This window comes from Caproiciproducens puteiluti, assembly GCF_052442865.1.
GTDB lineage: Bacteria > Bacillota > Clostridia > Oscillospirales > Acutalibacteraceae > Caproiciproducens.
The window spans coordinates 2,403,780-2,418,455 of sequence record NZ_CP194790.1; the positions used below are offsets into that span (position 1 = coordinate 2,403,780).

General features: G+C 49.7%; 12 protein-coding genes. 4 read left to right on the forward strand and 8 right to left on the reverse strand.

The genetic code is table 11. The features are described 5' to 3' along the window. The first annotated feature begins 212 nt into the window (after positions 1 to 212). From rnhA to nifU, 3 genes are all read left to right on the forward strand, one after another. A complete protein-coding gene (gene rnhA / locus ACRQU7_RS11730) occupies positions 213 to 650 on the forward strand; it encodes a ribonuclease HI (protein ID WP_444641033.1) in 438 nt (145 codons plus the stop codon). A 97-nt stretch (positions 651 to 747) separates the two neighbouring features. Next, complete coding sequence (gene nifS, locus ACRQU7_RS11735; RefSeq protein WP_141825436.1) at positions 748 to 1,950, forward strand: cysteine desulfurase NifS; 1,203 nt, start codon at positions 748 to 750, stop codon at positions 1,948 to 1,950. A gap of 42 nt (positions 1,951 to 1,992) precedes the next feature. Continuing rightward, positions 1,993 to 2,427: a Fe-S cluster assembly scaffold protein NifU gene (nifU, locus tag ACRQU7_RS11740; protein WP_038324724.1), complete on the forward strand. Its 435-nt coding sequence runs from the start codon at positions 1,993 to 1,995 to the stop codon at positions 2,425 to 2,427. Between the two features lie 253 nt (positions 2,428 to 2,680). Here nifU and ACRQU7_RS11745 read toward each other — a convergent pair whose 3' ends face one another. The 7 genes from ACRQU7_RS11745 to ACRQU7_RS11775 form a co-directional block, all read right to left on the reverse strand. Then, entirely contained in the window at positions 2,681 to 3,493 is an 813-nt protein-coding gene (locus ACRQU7_RS11745) for an alpha/beta fold hydrolase (protein WP_038324726.1), read from the reverse strand. 175 nt (positions 3,494 to 3,668) lie between these two features. Beyond that, on the reverse strand, positions 3,669 to 6,032 hold the full coding sequence (lon, locus tag ACRQU7_RS11750) for an endopeptidase La (RefSeq protein WP_444641036.1): 2,364 nt from the start codon (positions 6,030 to 6,032) through the stop codon (positions 3,669 to 3,671). Between the two features lie 75 nt (positions 6,033 to 6,107). After that, positions 6,108 to 6,677, reverse strand: coding sequence for a TetR/AcrR family transcriptional regulator (locus ACRQU7_RS11755; RefSeq protein ID WP_444641038.1), 570 nt, complete (start codon positions 6,675 to 6,677; stop codon positions 6,108 to 6,110). A 286-nt stretch (positions 6,678 to 6,963) separates the two neighbouring features. Continuing rightward, positions 6,964 to 7,683 carry a sulfite exporter TauE/SafE family protein gene (locus tag ACRQU7_RS11760; protein WP_444641039.1) on the reverse strand — a complete coding sequence of 240 codons (720 nt, stop codon included), beginning with the start codon at positions 7,681 to 7,683 and terminating at the stop codon, positions 6,964 to 6,966. A gap of 129 nt (positions 7,684 to 7,812) precedes the next feature. Then, positions 7,813 to 9,141 (reverse strand): DUF4491 family protein, encoded by a 1,329-nt coding sequence (locus ACRQU7_RS11765; RefSeq protein ID WP_444641041.1) that lies wholly within the window; start codon positions 9,139 to 9,141, stop codon positions 7,813 to 7,815. Between the two features lie 114 nt (positions 9,142 to 9,255). Beyond that, positions 9,256 to 9,624 carry an ArsR/SmtB family transcription factor gene (locus ACRQU7_RS11770; protein ID WP_444641043.1) on the reverse strand — a complete coding sequence of 123 codons (369 nt, stop codon included), beginning with the start codon at positions 9,622 to 9,624 and terminating at the stop codon, positions 9,256 to 9,258. 258 nt (positions 9,625 to 9,882) lie between these two features. Continuing rightward, complete coding sequence (locus ACRQU7_RS11775) at positions 9,883 to 10,893, reverse strand: zinc-dependent alcohol dehydrogenase (protein ID WP_444641045.1); 1,011 nt, start codon at positions 10,891 to 10,893, stop codon at positions 9,883 to 9,885. A 257-nt stretch (positions 10,894 to 11,150) separates the two neighbouring features. Here ACRQU7_RS11775 and ACRQU7_RS11780 point away from each other — a divergent pair, with 257 nt between their 5' ends. Continuing rightward, complete coding sequence (locus ACRQU7_RS11780; protein WP_444641047.1) at positions 11,151 to 11,708, forward strand: TetR/AcrR family transcriptional regulator; 558 nt, start codon at positions 11,151 to 11,153, stop codon at positions 11,706 to 11,708. A 170-nt stretch (positions 11,709 to 11,878) separates the two neighbouring features. Here ACRQU7_RS11780 and ACRQU7_RS11785 read toward each other — a convergent pair whose 3' ends face one another. After that, positions 11,879 to 14,548, reverse strand: coding sequence for a calcium-translocating P-type ATPase, PMCA-type (locus ACRQU7_RS11785; RefSeq protein ID WP_444641049.1), 2,670 nt, complete (start codon positions 14,546 to 14,548; stop codon positions 11,879 to 11,881). Between the last annotated feature and the right edge of the window lie 128 nt (positions 14,549 to 14,676).

Genomic DNA, 14,676 nt, shown 5'->3' on the forward strand with positions numbered 1-14,676 from the left:
TAAATATAATGCAATATTAAAAAATAAATCCGGACACAAATATCGTTATTATTGTACCTTGATTCGTTATGACTGTCAAGCGATTGCGTCTTCGTGCAGATAATTTATATTATGGCCAAAAAAGAACATCCTAAACCAAAGTTGACATTGTTTGTATAAAGTCGATATGATATAATGGAAAAAATATTCGGTTATACTAAAGGATGGTTCAAATGAAACAGGTTGAAATCTATACCGACGGCGCCTGCAGCGGAAATCCGGGTCCGGGCGGCTGGGGAGCCGTACTCCGGTACAACGGTGTCGAAAAGGAAATCAGCGGCGGCGCGGCCGACACGACCAACAACCGGATGGAGCTGACCGGGGTGATTGAGGCGCTTCGCCTGTTAAAGGAACCCTGCGAAGTGATCCTGTGCAGCGATTCCAAGTACGTCTGCGACGCGATCAGCAAAGGCTGGGCAAAAAGCTGGAAGAAAAACGGCTGGCGCAAGGCCGACAAAAAGCCCGCTCTCAATTCGGACCTGTGGGAAACGCTGCTGGCGCTTCTTGAAAGGCACAGTGTGACCGTCCAGTGGATCAAGGGACATGCCGGCCATCCGGAAAACGAACGCTGCGACCGGCTTGCCGTAGCCGGGGCAGAAAAATTCAAATAATCATCGTTAGACTATTGAAACATATACCAATTTGGTGTATATTATGTGCAGGACATATTCCTATCAATTCAATAATATATTAAGTAAAGGTGATAAGATGGCACGTTTTGTTTACGCGGACAACGCCGCGACCACTCCCGTTTCCAAATCCGTCCTGGAAGCGATGGAGCCTTTCTATACCCAATATTACGGAAACCCCTCCAGTTTATATTCTGTGGGACGGACGGCCAAAAAGCCGCTTGAGCAGGCGCGGGAAACCGTTGCCCAATGCCTGGGCGCATTGCCGAATGAAATCTTTTTCACGTCCGGCGGCAGCGAAGGCGACAACTGGGCGCTGAAGGGCGTTGCCCACGAACAGGCGAAAAAAGGAAAAAAACATATTATCACTTCCAAGTTTGAGCATCACGCGATCCTCCACTCCTGCGAAGCGCTTGAGAAAGAGGGTTTTGAGGTCACCTATCTGGACGTTCACAGCGACGGCCTTGTCAGGCCGGAAGAGCTGGAAGCGGCCATCCGTGACGATACCGCGATTGTTTCCATTATGTACGCGAACAACGAAATCGGCACCATCCAGCCGATCACCGAGATCGGGGCCATCTGCAAAAAGCACGGCGTGATTTTTCACACCGACGCGGTACAGGCCGTGGGCAACCTCCACATCGACGTTAAGAAGCAGAATATCGACCTGCTGTCTCTTTCCGGCCATAAATTCCACGCGCCGAAGGGCGTCGGCGCGCTGTATATCCGCAACGGCATCAAAATGCCGAACCTGATCGACGGCGGCGCACAGGAACGCGGCCGCAGAGCCGGGACGGAAAATGTCGCCGGAATCGTAGGTCTGAGCGTTGCGCTGAAAGAAGCCTGCGCAAACATCGATGAGCGTGCCGAACGTCTCACAAAGATGCGGGACAGGCTGATCGACGAGCTGCTGAAAATCGACCGCTCCCACATCAACGGCGACCGGGTAAAACGTCTGCCGGGCAATATCAACATGTGCTTTGAGGGCATAGAAGGCGAATCGCTTCTGTTAAGGCTTGACCTGAACGGAATCTGCGCCTCCTCCGGTTCGGCCTGCACCTCCGGTTCCCTCGACCCAAGCCACGTGCTGCTGGCGATCGGCCTTCCCCATGAGATTGCCCACGGTTCTCTGAGAATCACCTTCAGCGAACAGAACACGGAGGAAGATGCCGACTATATTCTGGAGGTGCTTCCGAAAATCATTGAGTATCTCCGTTCCATGTCCCCGCTTTGGGAAGAAATCGTCTCCGGACAGAAGTCCTATTCTCAGAACATTTTTTAAGGAACAGGTTCCTATTTATAATTACTAAGAGAGGTAATGAATATGGCATACAGCGAAAAAGTGATGGACCATTTTGCGAATCCGCGCAACGTCGGTGAAATTCCGGACGCAAGCGGCGTCGGCGAGGTCGGTAACCCCAAATGCGGGGATATTATGAGGATGTATATCAAGGTTGACGGCGACGTCATTTCGGACGTAAAGTTCAAGACCTTCGGATGCGGCGCCGCGATTGCGACCAGCTCGATGGCGACCGAGCTGATTAAGGGAAAAAAGATCGAGGATGCCTTAAAGCTGACAAACAAAGCGGTCATGGAAGCGCTGGACGGCCTTCCGCCGGTCAAGGTGCACTGTTCCGTACTGGCCGAGCAGGCAATTAAAGCCGCTGTTTCGGACTATTACAAAAAGAAAGGGATCGACCCCGGCCCGCTGGTCGGCGAGATTCCGGAATGTGAGTCCTGCGCCTGCGACCTGCACTAGGAAGCTGCCCTGCAAAAAGAGTTTATTACAGAATGCCGAAAATAAAATTACACAAAGAGCCGGAAAGAACGTCTAACCAGCGTTCTTTCCGGCTCTTTGCTCATCAATTTCGGAAAAGATCAATCCTTACAGCATTTCCAGTTAATTCTGCGACAAGGTTGCGTTCCTCCCCGCCTGCGGCGGGGAGGAATGTGTTTTGTCTCGCAAACTGAAATGGAATTGCTATAGTATATTGAATACCGTAAAGGCTCGATTAATCCTTTGTAAAGGCGATCAATTCTTTATTGAACTGCTCCATCTGATCGTAGAAAAGGAAATGACCGCACTGGTTAAAAGGAACCAGCTTTGAATTCCGGATCCCCTGGTTCTGCGCGACGGCCAGCGGGTACAGACAGACCCGGTCGTTCAGGCCGTGTAAAATCAGGGTCGGAACATTGATTTTCGCCATGTCGTCGAACAAAACCTCTTTGATCCACGTGTTTGCGACGGCAGCGGTCGACCAGCTCGCGGCCTGCAGCCCCAGCTGGAAAATCCAGTCGGACAGCGGAATGCTGACGCGGTGGAAGAAAATCATATTCCCGAAATCCCGCAGCATCTTAGGACGGTCCGTGTAAGTACCCTGAATGATATCCAGCACGGCCTGCTCCTTCAGCCCATTCGGAAAATAGGGCCGCTGAATGAGGCTGGGCGCGGCCGCGGCAAAAAGAGCCAGCTTCGACACGCCGTGCCCGCTGTGCCTCGCCATATAGCGGATACAGATTGCTCCGCCCGTGGAATGCCCTCCCAGCGTAATGTCCTTCAGCTGAAAAGCATCGATCACGGCGCGCACGTCGTCGGCCAGCCGGTTATAATCGTACCCACTCCAGGGCTTGTCGGACATCCCGAAGCCCCGGCAGTCAATAGCCACGCAGCGATACCCCAGCTTGGGAAGCTGGTTCAACTGGTATTCAAACAGATTATGATTTCCGGGCCAGCCGTGAACAAACAGAATGGTTTTATTCCCGGTCGGGTTTAAATCTTCAACGTAAATATTGACGTTCTGTTCTACCGATACGTAATACCCCACACAATCACCTTCAATCCCATACTGATCCCGATTGCCTACAGAAATATTTATGTTTGCAGTCAAGCCAAAAGAACCCCCGGCCTGTAAAAAGCCGGGGGCTCCTATTGCCTGCGCGGTTAAAAGCGCATCTGTCGATTAACCGGTCAGTCTATATCATGTAATGTCGTATGCTGTATCAGTGGATTTCGCTGCGCTGCTCCTTGAGCCTGGTGAAGAACCGGGGGTCCGGCATCACGTATTCCGGCTTTGGCAGAGCAATGTCCAGCGCTTCCCGCAGGACGTCCTCTATGGTTTCTACCGCGACGATCTGAATTTTTTCCTTGACTTCGTCGGGAATATCCTTTAAATCCGCCACATTGTCCTTGGGAATCAGCGCTTTTCTGATTCCGGCGCGTTCCGCGGCCAGAAGCTTTTCTTTCAGCCCGCCGATCGGAAGCACCGTGCCCCTCAAAGTGATTTCACCCGTCATAGCCAGTCTGGAATCGACTTTTATGCCGGTAATCAGGGAGGCAAGGGCCGTGAAGAGCGTAATACCCGCCGAGGGTCCATCCTTCGGCACGGCGCCGGACGGCACATGGATATGGATATCCTTTTCCTTGAACTTGATCGCATTGACCGGCAGACGGGATTTCAGCAGGCTGAGCGAGATTCTCGCGGACTCCTTCATAACGTCCCCCAGCTGGCCGGTCAGGATGATCTGGTCGTTGCCGGGCATTTCGGTCGCTTCAATGAACAGGATTTCCCCGCCCACCGGCGTCCATGCCAGACCGGTAACCACTCCGGGAGGATTCATTTCCTGAGCAACGTCGTGTCTCGACATTTTGCTGCCCAGAATCTCCTCCAGATCGTCCGCGGAAACGGCATAGGGCTTTTCGACATCCCCAAGAACGATTTTCTCCGCCGCTTTTCTCGCAATGGAATCCAGCCTTTTCTTCAGCCCTCTGACGCCGGCCTCCATGGTGTAATCGGCTATGATCTTCCGAAGGGCTTCGTCGCTGATCTGCACGTCGTCTTGGGTCAGACCGTGCTCTTCCAGCGCTTCACGAACGAGATGGTTCTTCCCGATATGGAATTTCTCACTTGAGGTGTAGCTGGAAAGCTGAATGACCTCCATACGGTCCAGCAGAGGTCCGGGGATGGTCTCCAGCGAGTTTGCCGTCGCGATGAAAAAGACGTTGGACAGGTTGTAGGGAAGGTCAAGGTAATGATCCGTAAAGGTATTGTTCTGCTCCGGGTCGAGAACCTCCAGCAATGCGCTTGCCGGGTCTCCGTTATAGCCTGTCATCAGCTTGTCGACTTCATCCAGCACCATAACCGGGTTCATTGTGCCGGCTTTCTTCATGCTCTGGATAATCCGTCCCGGCATTGCGCCGATATAGGTTCTGCGATGTCCGCGGATTTCCGCTTCGTCGCGGATTCCGCCGAGGCTCAACCGGACATATTTTCTGCCCAGCGCTTCGGCAATGCTCCGTCCCAGACTGGTTTTCCCGGTGCCGGGAGGTCCGACCAGAAGCAGGATGGAACCCTGCTTATCCTTTTTCAGATGCAGCACCGCCAACTGCTGAATGATGCGGTCCTTCACCTTTTCAAGGCCGTAGTGCTGCTCGTCCAGAATGCGGCGGGCTTCCCGGATATCCACGGGCTTTTCTTCCTTCGTCTCCCACGGCAGCTCTACCAGCAGATCAAGATAGTTCTGAAGGACGTTGTAATCTGCGCTCGCGGGGTTCTGGCTTTCCAGCTTGCTCAGCTCTTCCAGCGCGGCCAGCCGTATTTCTTCCGGCATATGCGCGTCCTCAATGCGGGTTCTGTAGTCCTTCCCCTTTTTAGCGGATTCCGGCTTTCCTTCGTTCAGCTCCTCCTGGATAGCCTGAAGCTGCTCCCGCAGGACCGCCTCGCGGTAGTTTTTGTTTGCCTTTTCGGAGAAGCGCTCCGTCATCTCAATCTGAAGCTTAATTTCCTCTTTGTAATGGAGGAAATAATCGATAAACGTCAAGCCGCGGTCTTTCAGGGAAGAAGTTTCCATCAGGGTATACTTTTCCTGTCTGGAAAACGGCAGGAACTGGCATATGTATCCAATCAGCACATTCAAGTCCCTGATTTCATCGATGGCTTTCATAACGCCGCCGGAATTCTTGAAATTCGCTCCGATCTGGTGAGCGATGTTCTGAATATAGCTCGCCATTTCTTTCTGGCTGTTTTCATTGAGGTCAATGACCTCCGGAATATCAATGGTATTGCCTGTGATGACGTCTTCCCGAATCACAAGATCGGAGACTTCCACACGGCTCATTGCCTTTACCTTAACAAGATGGCCCTTTTCGCCGGACACGATATCCAGTACCTGCAGCGCAATCCCTATTTTATAGAAATCCTCCGTCTCCAGTTCCTTTCTGTCCACCCGACGCTTTAACGGCAACGCTGCGATTTCCTGATCTTTATTTTGCAGAACGGACAGTTCCTCTTCGCTTAACCGGCTGAATGCCAGCGGATAAACCATACCGGGCAGTAAAACGAGATCTTCAATTGGTATTATCAACATATACAGTATCCTTTCTTTTTATAAATGAATGTTCGTTTATAATTTCTGTAAACAAAATAGTGTGGATTTTGAATTTTAATATTCTCTGATTAATGCTTTCTGAATAATCGCGATCAGCTCGTTCAAGCGGTCTTTTGCGGCCTCCTCGGAGTCACAGCGCTTCACGGCGATGGTTTTCACCGGAGAGAACAGGATAGCATACAGGTTATCGTTGCTGTAATTATTGAGAATTTGTCTCCTCTTCAAATCCGTCAGCAGTTGGTTCAGGTTTCCCGGTCCCTTTATAAACCCACATCCGGATTGAAGAGCGGGACAGGTGCTGAACTGCTCGATGAAGTGAAAAATCTCCTGATTCTCAACAATATAGGAATAATAGCTGCGGATTAATTCTTCAATAATCTGTTCGCCCTCCATATTCGGGTTTAAGCATTCCAGCAGATATTGAAAGGTATCTTCGGCATATTCCTGATAAATATCGCGCAGCATTGCGTCCTTGTTTTCATAATAAATATACACTGTTGCCGGGGAGACTCCCGCGGCATGGGCAATTTTAGAGATGGACGCACCCTGAAATCCTTCTTTTAAAATTAATTCAACAACTGCGGTTTTAATACATCTCTGTTTTTCATCATCTTTTTTTCTCATACGCACCACCAAAATTTTTGATAAAGCGGAAGGATTACTATTATAATAAACGATCATTCATTTATTGTCAAGTGCTGACAGTCTTTAAACTGTTAAATATTTGTGAAGAGTCATGAATATCCGTAAAACGGGTGGCCTGAGCGGGCCCCAAAAAGGCATAAGATTGCATCAGAAAAGACCGCATTCCATTTAGGCCGCACCCGAGCAACGCTGTCAGTACTGTTCCTCTTTGGGAGATATTTATGACATCTTTTTTGAGCTTTGGTTTATTTCTTCAAGTGAAGCATTATTCTCCGAAAATCAGCATATATATGCCGACTACGCATAGTAAAGCTGCAACATATATTTGAAATTTTCCTTTTTCTATTTTCTTAATGATACGGTTTGCCGCAAAGGTTCCGGCTATCATTGCCGCTCCCATCGCAAGCCCCGTGAGCAATGCCAACAAGTCAAGTCCAACCAGTTTGCTGTATATGACGGTTTTTAGGATGTGCATCGCTGTGGCGGTCGTGGCCTCGCTGGCTATGTAGGCGACGGGCGGTAATCCCAGAGTCAGAAATGCCGCGGCTCCGACAGGCCCGCCGCTTCCGGCAAGACCGGATAGAAGTCCAGTGGCTGCACCGCCGATGATCATGGCCCTTTTCCCATTTTTGAACTCCAATTTTTTAATCATCTTAATCAGCACAAGGATAATCAAAGCTCCGCCAATACAGCGAGTAACGATATCTTTTGGCAATACAGAAAAGCCAAACGCACCCAGTGCGGTCAGCGGAAGCGCCGTAGCGCAAAACAATCCAACCGATTTCCAGTCTATCTGTTTTATTCCGAATACCATGCGTGCGAGATTTCCAATAAGCTGGGCAATCGTCAGCACCGGTACGGCGACTTCCGCGCCAACACAGGCGGTCACCACTGGCAGCAGTAAAAGGGCACCGCCGAAACCGGCTGCGCCTGAAACGAATGCAGCGATAAAACTGGAGAGAATCAGAATCAAATAGCTCCACATAAAATATCCCCCATTCGTTATCTGGTGAAGTCAATTTTCGCTGGTATTGCATCTTTATCTAAGCAAAGATTATAAATAGTACGAATCAATATCGCTGCTCTTATATCCTTTGAAATTAACTTCGAAATCCTATCTTTTCCCTTTTGGCTTCTTCGGAAACCAGCCTTTTTCTACTCTCTTTTCCTGTAGGAACAGCTCATGAATACTCCAAAACAGCGCAAATCCCAATATTGACAAAAGAGCGGATAAAAGCGTCGAACCCAAGAATAATGAAAATCCGACACAGGCCAGACCAAAAACAAAAAAAGCCGGCCAAGCCTTTGTGCCAAAATAATATTCCACCTTTATGACAACCGGATGCAATAATCCAATAATCAGCAATGCACCGATGCCGATCCATAATCCATCAAAATACATATTTTCACTCCGTGTTTTTTCTATATGAAGCTGTCTCTGCCGACAGCGATAACCCAGGCTTTCCCCCGACTCAAAGCGCCTTTTCAGGTTTGGCGTACACACGACCTGATTATCCGAGTCAAAGCTTCCCAGATTCACCTGCGATAAAATACGGCGGCTGTTTTTTCCAAACCGGCCTCCTATTTGTGCCAGACCGCCGCCGCGTTCGACCGGACAAGCAGGTCCTCCAAAGGGAGCCCGAGGGGGCATATCTTCTGGCAGGAAAAGGATTTGATTCTTCAGGTTCTGCGCAAGTTTATCCGTGTCGGGAACAAAGCGGATGTCCGCGCCGCCGAGCTTCGGCTGTCCGCCGTGGTAGCCGTCGAACCGGCGCAGGATGACCTCCACCTGTCCGACGAAGGTGGTGGGGATGAACGGTCCGGTGCAAACGGGAAAGTAAGAGAAATCTTTCTTCTGATCCGACGCGGCATCGACGATCGTGAAGGCCGGGTCCGCAAGATTATGTATGAGACTCGGACTGGGCGCCGAGGTATGGATCGTTAATGTCAGCTCCTCTGCCTGAATAGAAGCAAGGAGCAGCAACTCCGCCGCCTCCGCGTCCAGGCGGACCGCGCGTTCCAGCGATTCCTTGACGCTCCGGGCAGTCATGCTTTTGCCGTTCTGGAACTTCACGCCGGGTTCCAGAACGATTTCCCAGGTAAGTGTGTCGAGGTTTTTCCATGACCGTGCCAACCACGGCTGGACAGACTCGCCGTCAAAAGAAAAAAGCGTTTCCCCTACGCCATAGGCAAGGGTATATCGTCCGTTCCCGTGGGCGGGGTCCAGGTCCGACGGGAAGGAGGGGTCCGCGATTTTTAGTTCCTGCCCTTTCAGCCCGGATTCCAGTCCGGGGAACACCGTATTGGTCATGGTCGCGTCCCGAAGCTTTTTGATCTTGGTCGCACCGGACACCGCGTCCACCGAGGATGTGCTTCGCAGTGTCGCCCCCGTGGCAAGCAGAAGCAAAATGGTGAAAAAAATCAGGAGCAGCCTTTTTTTCACATCACCGCCTCCTTTTTGTTGGTTCTGTCAATTCTCTCTTTTGACCAGCAGCATACACATGGCGTCGAGCATGGCGACCTTATGGTCGGGCAGCAACCCGGAATGCATCTTTCTTTACTTTTCGGAGATGTGTTCATACCCCTGTTGAAATAGGGGAGCAATGTGAGCGTCGTCCAGCGAGTAATAGACAATCTTCCCGTCCCTCCGGTATTTGATCAGCTGAGTCTGCCGGAGCGTTTTCAGATGATGCGAGATGGCGGGCTGGGTCATTTTCAGCAGACAGGCGAGATCGCACACGCACATCTCGGAAAGAATCAAGGCATTGATAATTTTGAGGCGTGTCGGGTCGCTCATAGCCTTAAAGAGCTCTGCGATTTTGACAAGCTGGGTGTCTTCCGCCAGCTCGCCCTTTACCTTCCGCACGATGTCCTCATGAATGACGGTACAACTGCACAGTGCGTCTTCGTCCCGTCCCGATACCATTTTGCTCCCCCCTTTTACAATTAATCGTTTGTTTATATGTTTATATTATATGGGACTTTCAATCCCCTGTCAACAAAAGAGAGCTTATTCTATCCAAATTTATCTACCAGCAAAATAGGACTCCACTACACCCGATTTTCAGCAAGACCGGTCCTTTCTAAATCATTTGTTGAATATCGGCATTGAAAAGCAGATATTCACGTGATTCCAACTCTGGACTCGGCCGTACCGAACCCAAACTGCTCATACTGACGTTTCTTAATAGTGGATAACCACATTGAGCGAGTGATCGACATCGATCGCTGTTTTGATCGCTTCCGGGAGCTTTTCCCATGGAAACTCGTGCGTGATGATGGAATCGATATCCCATTTCCCGCTTTCCATGATCTTCATCACATCCCGCACATCCTCGGGCATATATCCGCCGCTGCCGATGAGGGCGTGCTGGGAAAAGGTCAGAGAGAGAATATCCACCGGTCTTTTGCCCGCGAGGACCGCTACCGTTACCATGCGGCTCTCGATCTTGCCCATTCCCTGATAAAGCTCCAAAACAGACTGAGCCCCTGCAGCATCTATATAAATATCCACGTCGGCGGTCGGTCCATTGAGAGAACGTGCGTTTCCAAAGATTTCGATCGCTTTGGCTTTCAAATCTTCCTTACTGTTATTGCAGACTTCAAAACCGAGTGACTTGGCCTTTTCCAACCGAAAGTCCGAGCGATCGCATATCATGACCTGGCTGCATCCGAAATATTTCAACGCGATCGACGCCGCGATACCGATGGTCCCCGCACCGAATACGATCGCCTTCTCACCTGTCCTGGGGGAAGATCTGCGCGCCGCCCGGCATGCTATCGTAAAGGGCTCGATCAGGCTGGCGGTCCTGGAAGAGATCTTATCGCTCACTTTATAGACCTGTTTATTCAGTTCCGGATTGGGGAGCAGCATGTATTCCGAGAATCCGCCCAGCGTTCCGGCTCTGCCGGGGTCGCCCTTGGCAAGAACCGGATATGGATACAGACGGTCGCCGACCTTGATGTCTTTCACATTTTTACCGACCTGAACGGCCTCGCACACCACCTCATGGCCAAATTCGCCTCCGACGGTGATCTTATGACCCATCCCAGGTCCATGGTTATATACCGCGACATCGGTGCCGCAGATACTTGCATAAAGATTTTTCACTACGATGTCATTGTCGCCAGGGACCGGAGTATCCAGTTCAGTCATTGCGATATTTTTCCGTCCGTTATAAATTGCTGCTCTCATTACGTTTTCTCCTTTTGTCAAAACAGGGGATTGACCTTCCGGCCAATCCCCCCTTCACTCTACTAGCTTTTTTACAAGCCGCTTATTGCACAGAGGACAGATGCTCAAACCTTGGATCTGATTTGCATATTGAAATATGTCAAACGTTTAACCCAACGTTTGTATTGTTAATATAAATTCAGTATAATATCTGCATGAGAAAGGTACAACCATCATTTTTGTATCATGTGTTGGGATAATCAAAGCAGGAGGATTTTATGAACACAAAAAACAATCAGCGGTTTCAGGATAATGAAAAGAAAATCGAAGAATGCCTTGTTTCCATGCTAAAAACGCAGGATATCGACCTAATCACCGTCCGGTCTATTTGCCAGGCGGCAAATATCAATCGCAGCACCTTTTATTCCCATTATCAGGACATTTACGATTTGCTGGATAAACTGGAAAAAAAGATGAACGCCCGTCTTATAGGCCAATATGATACCGTCGAACGGAACGGATCCTTTTTTATGACGGCCGAGTTCTTTGTGCCGTTTTTGAATTTCATAAAGCGCAATCAAAGTTTTTACCGTGCCACTCTGAATAAGCGGAAGAGTTTCCCCATTGAAACCGGATTTGAGCCATTGTGGAATACTATTGTCAAGCCGTATTCACTCCACAACGGAATCACAGAGGAAGAAGAAATGATGTACTATTTTGTTTTTTATCAGGCCGGCGTAACAATGTGTCTGAAGCGATGGGTCGATCAAGGCTGCCAGGTACCGGTGGAACAAATCTGCGGCTATTTCCTGCACTGCCTCGCCAATCCAATATAGAAAAGCAATAATAGACAGCGCCGTCATAGAAATATGGCGGCGCTGTCTACGTCTAAAAAAGAGGAACCATAAATACCCATACAAACCTTTACAGGCATCGAGAGAGTACTTGAGTGTTCACTATGGAAGAAGGAGACATTCAACACCCTCCACAGCTCCTTCTCATAAATTCATCCATTGGATGAAGTGTTTTGTTTTCGCCATACTAATTTTACAATTTCGGACAGAAAGACAACCGTAATCGAAACCCCAAATATTTTCAGCCACATCGTTAAATCCAGAGGAACCGTTCCGAAAAATGCCCCCGCAAACTGTATTATCAGTATTTGCAACAGGAAGGTGACTGAAATAACCAGCAGCATGATTTTGTTTTTCAACAGGTGTTTGAAAATGCTGACCGTGTGGAGTTCCCGGCAGTTGAAGGCATTAAACAACTGGAACAGAGTGAATAGGGTGAAAAGAACCGTAGTCATTTGCTCCGGTGCCGCACCCAAGAAATTGTAAACGTACTGGCATAGGAAGATCACGGACACGTACGCGCCTGTAAATCCGATTCTTAAAAACATCGGCTTGGAAACAATACTCTCGTTTCTTCTTGTGGGCTGGCGGCCCATCAGATCGTCATAAATCGGCTCCAAACCAAGGGTGAGCGCGGGAGGCCCGTCCATGATGATGTTGATCCATAGCAGCTGAAGGGCTGTGAACGGGGCCTTGAATCCAAGAATAATCGATGTAAATACGACAATAACAGAAGCCACATTGACGGTTAACTGGAACTGGATAAAGCGTTTGAAATTTTCGTAGATGCCGCGTCCCCACGCAATAGCCTTTACGATAGTGGAAAAAGAATCGTCCAGCAGTACGATGTCACTTGCTTCCTTGGACACATCCGTACCGGATATCCCCATTGCAATTCCGACATCTGCATTTTTAAGCGCGGGAGCATCGTTGATCCCGTCCCCGGTAACGGCAACCACGTTTCCCTGTGCCTTGAGCAGTTTGACGACTCTCATCTTGACGGTAGGCGTGCTCCGGGCAATCACGCTGATTTTGGGTAAAAGCTCTGACAGCTCATCGTCGCTTAAATCTACAATATTTTTTGCTTCCACTGCGATTCGGCCGTCATTTAAGATGTGAAGCTCATTGGCAATCGCAGTCGCGGTGATAATGTTGTCTCCCGTCAGCATTTTCAGATCAACTCCGGCGCGGCGGCAGTTCTCGACGGCATCATACACATCCGCTCGAAGCGGATCGGAAATGGCGACAAAACCGTCAAAAGTCATGCCGGTTTCCATGGTGGCGTGAAGGCGTTCGTCTTCGTAATCACGCATCGTGTCGAGTTCCTTGTGTGCAAAAGCAATCACGCGCATGGCCTTTTCCTGAGCGCCTACAATGTAGTTTTCCAACTCTTTCCGCTGAGAATTCGGAATATCGCACATGGAAAAAACAGACTCCGGGCTTCCCTTGACATAGGAAATGATCTTCCCGTCCACCTTACTGATGGTGGTCATATGCTTCAACTCCGAGGAAAAGGGAAAGGCCATCAGCACATCATGTTCGGAACGTTCGTCCCGATAAGATTTTCCGCTTTTTTCTTGGGCTTCCGAGCGTTCATAGAAATTCAGCATAGCGCATTCCGAGGGGTTCCCGATGAAAGTACCATCCGGGGAAACATCCGCCGTCGTGTTCAGACAAATATTGTGAACCATCCAGTCGGATGACAGCCCCTGCGCGTTTTCATGCCACCTGCCGTCATAGAAAGAGGAAACCGTCATTTTATTCTCCGTCAGTGTGCCGGTTTTGTCTGAGCAAATTACATTGATACAGCCCACGGTTTCGGATGCGATCATCTTTTTGACCAGCGCGTTCTGACGAGAAAGCTTGATGATGTTGATGGAAAGCGATACCGCGACAATCGTCGGGAGGCCCTCCGGCACGGCGGCGACAATCAGAACGATGCTGGTGATGAAAGCCTCCAGCACCTCTTCAAAAACAAGCCCGTCCGACAGGGCAAACGAAATTAGTTCTGTAATAAAAACAACTGCCGCCGCGATAACACCCAAGACGGTAATTGTTTTGCCGAGCCTTGCAAGTTTTTCCTGAAGCGGTGTGGATGATTTCCCCGTTTTAGTCAATTCCCCCGCAATTTTTCCAAACTCGGTGCTGTCGCCGACCGCGGTGATAACCATTTTGCCATATCCGTTTGTAATGTAATTACCGGAGTAAAGCATATTGCTTCGTTCCGCCAGGGGTGTTTTTTCATCCGTAAGGATCATTTCCGCATCTTTCTTCACCGGGATGCTTTCCCCGGTAAGTGCAGATTCATCGGATTCCAGACCGACGCCCTCCAGAAGTCTTCCATCAGCGGGAACCTTATCCCCGGTAGAGAGCAGCACGATGTCCCCCACGACAAGCTCTTTTTGGCTTAGCAGGATGGTTTCCCCTCTGCGAAGCACCTTAACGGAGGTGTCCTCGCCGATTTGGGAAAGGGCTTCAAACGCCTTCGCGCTTTTTACTTCCATCACAACGGTAATAACGACTGAAAGGGAAATTGCGACGAATATTCCGACGCACTCCAAAAAGTCCGCCTCACCGCCGGTAGCGACGCGTATGACATTTACCACAATGTCTACGATTCCCGCCATAATCAGCATGAGAATCATTGGCTCGGTTGCAGCTTCAAAAATTCGCCGCACCAGTGATTTCGGCTTTTCTCTGGTAAGCGTATTCCCACCGTATTTCTCCTGATTTTGCTCCGCCTGTGCGATGGTCAATCCCACCAATGAATCGGTGCAGAACTGGGCCAGCAGACCTTCCCTGCTTTCCACAAATTCCTTCATTTGATTTCCTCCTTGACAATTTTCTAAGTCCCGCAACGTTTTATACAAAACAAAAGAGGCCCGCGTATGGCAATAAACCATACACGGGCCTAAAAAAAGACCACGTACAGCTGAAAGCCATACGTGAG